The 6,828-nt window shown below is 38.6% G+C and carries 10 protein-coding genes; 3 read left to right on the forward strand and 7 right to left on the reverse strand.

Annotated features, from left to right (window positions below; all coding sequences use genetic code 11):
* Window positions 1-318 precede the first annotated feature (318 nt).
* Window positions 319-636 (reverse strand): hypothetical protein, encoded by a 318-nt coding sequence (locus tag CUU66_RS21545; protein ID WP_101645453.1) that lies wholly within the window; start codon window positions 634-636, stop codon window positions 319-321.
* A gap of 171 nt (window positions 637-807) precedes the next feature.
* Window positions 808-1,026, reverse strand: a complete 219-nt coding sequence (locus CUU66_RS21550; RefSeq protein ID WP_101645459.1) for a hypothetical protein — start codon at window positions 1,024-1,026, stop codon at window positions 808-810.
* Window positions 1,027-1,192: 166 nt separating this feature from the next.
* On the opposite strand from CUU66_RS21550, the gene CUU66_RS24450 reads away from it, so the two are divergent.
* Entirely contained in the window at window positions 1,193-1,339 is a 147-nt protein-coding gene (locus CUU66_RS24450) for a hypothetical protein (protein WP_180955389.1), read from the forward strand.
* A gap of 42 nt (window positions 1,340-1,381) precedes the next feature.
* On the opposite strand, the gene CUU66_RS21555 is transcribed toward CUU66_RS24450, so the two are convergent.
* From CUU66_RS21555 to CUU66_RS24455, 3 genes are all read right to left on the reverse strand, one after another.
* Complete coding sequence (locus CUU66_RS21555; RefSeq protein WP_180955387.1) at window positions 1,382-2,284, reverse strand: aminoglycoside phosphotransferase family protein; 903 nt, start codon at window positions 2,282-2,284, stop codon at window positions 1,382-1,384.
* A 405-nt stretch (window positions 2,285-2,689) separates the two neighbouring features.
* Entirely contained in the window at window positions 2,690-2,989 is a 300-nt protein-coding gene (locus CUU66_RS21560; protein WP_374703021.1) for a DUF1731 domain-containing protein, read from the reverse strand.
* A gap of 142 nt (window positions 2,990-3,131) precedes the next feature.
* On the reverse strand, window positions 3,132-3,296 hold the full coding sequence (locus CUU66_RS24455; protein WP_180955388.1) for a hypothetical protein: 165 nt from the start codon (window positions 3,294-3,296) through the stop codon (window positions 3,132-3,134).
* 199 nt (window positions 3,297-3,495) lie between these two features.
* Between CUU66_RS24455 and CUU66_RS21565 the strand changes: the two genes are divergently transcribed.
* Together CUU66_RS21565 and CUU66_RS25125 are read left to right on the forward strand one after the other, a co-directional pair.
* Window positions 3,496-3,765: a DUF2188 domain-containing protein gene (locus CUU66_RS21565; protein WP_101645456.1), complete on the forward strand. Its 270-nt coding sequence runs from the start codon at window positions 3,496-3,498 to the stop codon at window positions 3,763-3,765.
* Window positions 3,766-4,208: 443 nt separating this feature from the next.
* The gene (locus tag CUU66_RS25125; RefSeq protein ID WP_257968100.1) at window positions 4,209-4,334 is read left to right on the forward strand and encodes a hypothetical protein; all 126 of its coding nucleotides are present in this window, start codon (window positions 4,209-4,211) and stop codon (window positions 4,332-4,334) included.
* Between the two features lie 229 nt (window positions 4,335-4,563).
* Here the strand turns inward: CUU66_RS25125 and dnaN are convergent, their stop codons facing one another.
* A complete protein-coding gene (gene dnaN, locus CUU66_RS21570) occupies window positions 4,564-5,688 on the reverse strand; it encodes a DNA polymerase III subunit beta (protein ID WP_101645457.1) in 1,125 nt (374 codons plus the stop codon).
* Between the two features lie 630 nt (window positions 5,689-6,318).
* Window positions 6,319-6,828: HAD hydrolase-like protein (locus tag CUU66_RS21575; protein ID WP_101645458.1), on the reverse strand; the 510-nt coding region annotated here is incomplete at its 5' end.

The following is a 6,828-nucleotide window of genomic DNA, read 5'->3' on the forward strand; positions in this document are numbered from 1 at the left end:
GAATTTGAGTACCCTCAAATTCACCTTTCGCATTATTTGAAGCTAGTTATGTCCCAGCCTCTTCTCTTTTTTTAAGTTATTTTTAGAAAGAATGATAGGCAGTGTTGAACGTGGCTGTTTATAAGATGAGGCACTCCCGTTTTCGCGGCCGGTCCAAGAGCCCTCTGTATAAAATTGCCATTTTTTAGCAGGCGAAGCCGAGGAGGTCAGGCGTCCACCCCCAGGAAAGCTAGCATCCTCCAGTGGAAAGTTTAATTAATAGCAACAAAGTTAACGGAAACAGCCATTTTTTTAAATGGTTAGCAGTGTAACTAGGACTTATATAAAATAATCTTTATAATAAAAGATGATTGCTGCCAGCGAAACTACGGTATAAGCGATAGCTGTATAATAAGCAACCGAGGGGGTAAAGGAAGATCTTTCTTCCTCAACCTTCAAACCAGTCTGAGCCTGAACCTGAAGCCGGACCTGATTGGAAGAAAAACCGCCGGACGAAGTAAAAAAGTGAATGATGACAGTAGAAAGATGTCCGCAAAAGAAGGATGAATCAATAAAACTTATTCCGGCAAAAGTCCCGAGATAATTTACGAGTCCGATACATATCAATGTGGATATACAGACAATTACTTTTTTCAAAATCTTCCCCTCCTCTCTACATGAATACCAATTTCTTAATGGAAAGTTCCAAAATATTCCATAAAAGTAAAATATATATTTGATATTTCGCTATTTCCGGCTAATTTCCTTCTGGCTAACATAAAAAAACGCCATCTAAGTGGCGTTCCAGACATTCTACATATGTTGATGCTACTTTTGGTTACGCTGATTCCCCATAGCCTTGCTGACACTTCCGGTTGTTTTATCTATGGCGTTTGCTGTTTCATCAACCGTATTCATTGCAATATTTTCAGTTGCATTAATAGCATTTTGGGCCGCATCGAAAGCTACTCCAGCCCCATCTTTAATTTTATCCGCCACATTCTGGGCAGCATTATTCTGGTTTTCATTCTTATTTTGATTTGACATCTTCTCACCTCCTGTTATTACATTCTTTTTATACTTTGTAATAATAAGAAGTTTATCCATTTTTTTTGGTTTCCTGTATATATTAGTTCAGAAAAATATAAGCGCTTACATTTAGAGCAATCTCCTCCCGCTAGGTGCATATACATCATAAAAGGGAGGGGATTTCTTGGCTAATTTATGGCTGACCACATTGGGAATACTCTTTTTGTTAGGTGTAGCAGGCGGTGCATTTTTCTACTTTTTAAAAGTTTCTCTTCATTCAGAGGATGCAGTAAAAATAGACACTCCAAAGGAAGCGAAAAGCCGGAAATAACGAAAAGAGGGATTGCCATGGGCGGCAGTCCCTTTCTTTTAATTAATGTCTCAGCTCTTGAAACCATTCTGCGCACCTATAGGTGTTCTCCCATTCTGGGTCCTGGTCTTCTATTCCCCAGCAGGCATACAGGATACTCATCGCAACTGCTGCTTTAAGGAGCCGTCCGCGGTCAATCCCGGTGTTGTTTGTGAGTATGTTTAGTCGATGGATCAGCAGTTCTTTCGGATTTTTTTTATCAAATATATGATTAATTAAAAAGGAGATAAGTCCATAATATGCATCACCGGATACACCTTTGGGATCAATTGCGAGCCAGCCTCTGTCATGAGAGAATAGAATGTTTTCATGATGCAGATCTCCATGCAGTAATTCATCTGTTTTAGAAGTAGCGTTTATTTCTTTAAATAATGAGGCAGCAAGACTAATATACTTTTCTTGGATCGGTCCATCCCCATAAGGATACTCCTTCAGGTACCGATCTAATCCCATGGCCCAATCGTTAATCGTCGGGCTGTTTACATCTGCTGGTACAGGACGTCGCATAGCCTTCCATACCTTGAGAAAGTGCTGGACGGCTTTTGTTTCATCTTTCTCCTCACAAAGCATGAACCCCGGCTTAAGCTGTTCTAACAGAATAGCTCCTCGTTCAGGATCTGCTCTTAATAACTTGGCACACCCCGCTCCATCATAGACCTTAAGGGTTTGAATTTCATTGCTAAAATCGAAACCCGGCACACCCAATTTCAGAATGACTGGTTTACCTGCCGAATCCTTAGCTTTCAGTACATAATTATAAGAGAGATTTGGAACTGGTCCCTCGATTGTTAAATTCCATTTTACAATGAATTCTTGAACCAGGTTCTCGAGTGAGGCTAACCAGGCGCTTCCAGCAGCGCCGAAAGCGCCGGCGATTTTTTCCTTAAACGCATCAGGAACTAACAAATGTATACACTCCTTATGTTTTAACTGTATGGAACCTATAAATAAATCCACTTACTGAGTACTATGTAAATAAAATATCTTCCTCTTCGGATGATGGAATAATCGATGACTTTATTGAATATTTTTCTATCGTTTTTTATGTTTTCTAAATTATGTAAGCCTGCATCAACTAAAATAGGTTCATAAAGGAAAAATGTCAGCCTTATATAGCAGTTCACTTCATGGTCTTTTTATTTCTGATAACTCATGCTGGATTGATCGGCTAGTAAAATCTATATTATATGACTGCTAAGTCTGACTTTCCTTTTCTGGTTCAAGAAAATAGGATGAACTTTCTGGCAGGCTATTAAACGATGAAAGTCTTAATCTGGCACTTTCACTATTTTTAGATGATCCTAGGCCATTTTATTTAAATAAGATATCATTCAGTGCTGATTCAAGTGTCTGGAATTTAAAAGTATATCCTTCTTGTTCTAATCTTTCAGGAAGAACCCCGCGGCTTTTTAAAACCAGCACAGTTTCTGTCCCAATCATTACAGCTCCAGGTTCTAGCAGCAATTTAGGGGAAGGAAGGCCTATTTTTCTATTCATGACTTTCCGTAATTGCTGCATCAATTCTTGATTGTTCACAGGATTTGGAGCCGAACAATTGAAAATGCCGCTTAAATGTTGTTCTTTTTTCAAAAATAGTACGATCTGAAACAAATCCAGTCTCCATTCCAGCTGTTATAAAAAGCATTTAACGTTAATCCATTATCTATTACTCTCTGATTTTACCATTTTATTGTGCGTTTCATCATTGTTTACATAATAAAAGCCGCCGGTATATGGCAGCAGTTGAGTATATTTACGGACGTTTTTCGCCGGCAACATTTCCGCCTATTTTAGGCTTTGCGCCAAGCTTATTTCCGTCAGTATCCCAGTCGAAGCTTGGATCTGTGCCAGCTGTTGACATTAATGGCTGATCGGCACCTTCTGTAGTTTTTCGTTTGTTATTGTTATTTTTGTCCATATAACTGCTCCTTTCTGTAGAAACTCCTTCCTATTATCCGCTTTCCAACTTTTCTTATACAACTTCGCGAATGACTTTTAAAACTCAGGCCCGGAATTTAAGATAATGATTAGCATACTATTGCAAAATGTTTTCATGCAGGTTGAGCGGGTAAAGGTATGGCAGATTATATAATCAAAAATTCTAGGAGGTATGCAGTGTGTCAAAGAGCAATGATAACCAAAATAATGAGCGGGATCAGTATTTCGAAGAAAGAGCGGGAACAGATGATGCAAGGTTTCATGTAGTACCTTATGATGAGGAAGGCTGGGCCGTTAAAACCGAGGGAGAAGACAAACCAGATTTTACGACGGATTCTAAATCAGATGCTGTAAAGGAAGCAAAACGGATGGCAGAAGAAGCAGGAACCATGGCTATCATTCATGATGAAGACGGTAAAATTGAAGAACAGCATAACTATCAGTCCTAAGTTCCGTATTTAGGATGGATAAATGTCAAAAGGGACACAGTCCGTGTCCCCCCAGGCTGTCGAGAAAATCTCGGCGCCTTTTTTTATGTATTTCGTTAGGCGAATTGATTCAGACACAGATTTCCGTTCCTCTATCAGCATACCGCATGGAAGAAAAGCATAAATGGAGTTGAATAAGCATAAAATCATCATACTTACGCATTTGGCGAGGCTAGAAATGCATTACTGTTGATAACATAATCCTAAGATTGAAAGACTCAATCATGAATGGTCTGAACATAAGCATATCTCCGAAGAAACTAGTGCAAGAAAATATTTACCCCCTCAAGCAGAGGACTTATGTGTTCCCAGATATATCCCCTTGTTTTATGAAGCAAATCGGTTTAATAACACCCACAAACGGGTATTAAGATTACAAGTACATCGAGAAGGAGGGTTCATCCATGTCTACAACTGATATCATCTGGACGGTTCCTGCACTCCTTGGAGTAGGCTTTGCTGTATCAATATATGCACTTTCTAAAAGACCCGTCTTTTATTCTAAAGAAAAACAACGCTCGAGAGGATAATTTCCTCTCTTTTTTCTTTTCGGATTTTTATTACAATTTAATTTTCGCCTGTTACACGGATTTAAGGGTTTACTATGCGCAATTAAATTCGAATAGTAAATAAATCTCTTATACTCTAATATCGCTATCTTTTCTTCTTCCTAAAATCGCTGAATGAACCGATTCCTTTAAATACCAGCAGTCCTCTATCCAAATATATATATAACTCATTTTTTAACAACCATCATTTTTACCGGGTACGGACCGGTGACACAAGATGACGATGCGAGTCATTATGGAGGGGTTCTATAAGGACCGGCCGCAACACTCCTCCAAATTTTATAGAAACCGTTTCTTCACGTATTGCTTTTAAAGCTTCCACAATGTATATACCATCGACTGATATTCCAAAATCCGTTTCTCCTTCGATTGACACTGTTTTTAATGTTTCTTCTATACCCCCTATTTCCGTTAAATCAGAGTATATGCGTATGCTAGAATCAGATCGTATAAATAAGTTCACATTGTTATTTTTCCCTTCTCGTGCAAATAAGCAAGCTCTCTCGACACCATTCAGAAACTTCTTTTTATCGATGATGATTTGGGTTTTAGATGGTATTTGTAAAATGCCGTTTATATCTGGAAACACTCCTTCGATTAACCGCGAGTATAGCGTAATAGAGTCTTTCTTAAAGACGATGTATTGATCCGTGAAATAAATGGCTGTCTCACCCGAGGCTTGTGACATTAATCTTGCTGCCTCATTCATGCTTTCACTTGAAACGACAAATGAGCCTTCCTCATCACATTGGATCTCAAGTTTGCTCACTGCGAGCCGGTAAGAATCTGTTGCTGCAAAAAAGAGTGAATTTGGTTTTACAGACAAATAAACCCCAGTCAGTACAGGCTTAAACTGATTTCTCGAAACGGCAAAGACCGTATGTTTTATCAGCTTGATTAACTCCAAACTCGGAACAGTAAATGATCTGGCATTTTCAATGGCCGGTAGATTTGGATAGTCACCTGAATCCCAGCCGTTCAATCTAGAACGTATTTCACCTGATGTTATGGTCACTGTAAAATCTTCATGGACTTTCATTATGAGGTCACCAGGCATTTTCTTGACGATTTCGTATAGATACTTTGTTGGTAAAATAACACTGCCAGACTGATAGATTTCAAACAATTTACTTTCTGCCATTGCCTGCGGAATCACCTTTTCAATAGCCATTTCTGAATTACTTCCGGTAAGGGTAATGCTGTCCTTACAGGCCGCTACTTTAATTCCTGACATGCCATTTTTGGAGGAAGTGACTGCCCTGCTCACGTCGGCAATAGCTTTAATAAAATACTCTTGATTGATTAATAATTCCATAGGGGTAAGCCACCTTACATCTGTTTCCTATAAAATTCGACATTTTTTGGATAAATTCCTTTGTAGAACTTATAATAAATGGAATATTGAATTAGAATCTAAAGGTAAGCTGAAGTGGCAGTGGCAAACTGAGTATGAACTCCAATTTAGTTCATGTAACTGTGCTAAAAGGAGGCCATAATGTTTATCGGGGAAAGACTCTATGATTTCTGGAAAGATACTGCTAAACATAGGTTTTTGATATTCTTATGCATTGTAGAGTCATACATAAAAAAAAAAGGTTTTTAGCTTTAATTAGACTAAAAAAACCTTCTTTTTAGTTATTTGGTGGGTAAAACCTCTGCCTTTGTGAGGAAATTTGCTCTGTTGCCAGAAGTATGGCAATAGTTTTTATGATTTTACAAATACTCAATTGCTTTATGCTTACGTTTTTGGAATTTATGCTTACCTTTAAAAGGTTTATGCTTAGGTTTTCAAACTTTATGCTTATATTCCATAGATTTATGCTTATCTTTGCTCATTCAATGATTATGTTTTATCGATTATGCTTATTATACTAGGTTTATGCTTAAGGTTTATGCTTAAGCTTTATTGTTTATGCTTATTCCATCTACTCTCTGTGCTCCTGGCTTATAAGCCTGCTTGCCTGAAAATGTTTCCTGAGTATAGCCAGTCAACCGCTTCCTTAAAATCTGCGGCTGCAAAATCTAATGTTACTTCACTCCAAAGACCGTCATATTCTCGGTTGAGATGTTTTTTTAGTGAATTTGTTCCGGCTCCTGTTTGAACTAATATTTTTATGCAGCCTGCCTGATGAGCAGAAACCATGTCGGTCCATCTATCCCCAATCACCACACATTTTGTTAAGTCTAAATCATTTTCAGCTGCTGCCGGCTGCAGCATTCCAATCAAAAGCTTCCTGCATGAACAGCCTTCATGATGTGGATGAGGACATAGATACACTTTATCAAATCCGAAGCCGGCTAATTCTTTTTGGAAATCCTCAAGAGCGACCTCCCCCTTCGAAATGCCGGGCTGATTTGTAAAGGCTGTTTTCGCAAACTTTGTGGTAATTGCAACAAGGAGGTAGATTTCCACTACAGGATGCTCGCTTTCCGCGGGGCGGGCGCTGAGCCTCCT

Source organism: Peribacillus deserti, from assembly GCF_002863585.1.
GTDB classification, from domain to species: Bacteria; Bacillota; Bacilli; order Bacillales; family DSM-1321; genus Paraperibacillus; species Paraperibacillus deserti_A.

Coding starts and splice junctions, on each gene's coding strand:
- CUU66_RS21550 (WP_101645459.1), bottom strand. CDS start 1,026: ATGTCAAATCAAAATAAGAATGAAAACCAGAATAATGCTGCCCAGAAT.
- CUU66_RS24455 (WP_180955388.1), bottom strand. CDS start 3,296: ATGGACAAAAATAACAATAACAAACGAAAAACTACAGAAGGTGCCGAT.
- CUU66_RS25125 (WP_257968100.1), top strand. CDS start 4,209: ATGTCTACAACTGATATCATCTGGACGGTTCCTGCACTCCTTGGAGTA.
- dnaN (WP_101645457.1), bottom strand. CDS start 5,688: ATGGAATTATTAATCAATCAAGAGTATTTTATTAAAGCTATTGCCGAC.